We start from the raw sequence: 384 nt of genomic DNA, 5'->3' as shown, positions 1-384 counted from the left end.
CGCAGGCCTCGGCGCGGAAGCCGGCGCCGCGCCACATCGCGGCGATAGCCGCGAGGCGCGGCGTCGCCGGCCCGTCCAGCTCGCCGATGCGCACCACCTCCATGCCGTTGTGGTGGGCGTGGCCCGGCCCCTTCAGCGAGGCGCCGAAGCCCCCGGCGATGCCCGCCACCACCCGGTCCTGCCCCAGCGCCCCGGCCAGCACGGCGCTGCTGCCGAGGCCGTTCTGGATGGTCAGCACCGTGGTCTCCGGCCCCAGCAGCGGCGGGATGGCGCGGGCGGCGGTGGCCACGTCCCGCGCCTTGGTGGCGAGGATCACCAGGTCCACCGGCGCCTGGCCCTCGGTGGAGGTGGCGGCGGCGAGGCGCACGGTGCGCTCGCCCGAGG

1 protein-coding gene is annotated in these 384 nt (G+C 78.4%); it reads right to left on the bottom strand.

Annotated features, from left to right (window positions below; translation table 11 throughout):
- Positions 1 to 384: 2-dehydropantoate 2-reductase N-terminal domain-containing protein (locus SxD43FB_RS24395; protein ID WP_141249677.1), on the bottom strand; the 384-nt coding region annotated here is incomplete at both ends.

The sequence above is a fragment of the Sphingobium sp. D43FB genome (assembly GCF_002312805.1).
GTDB lineage: Bacteria > Pseudomonadota > Alphaproteobacteria > Sphingomonadales > Sphingomonadaceae > Sphingobium.
This window is presented reverse-complemented; position numbering and strand designations above follow the sequence as displayed.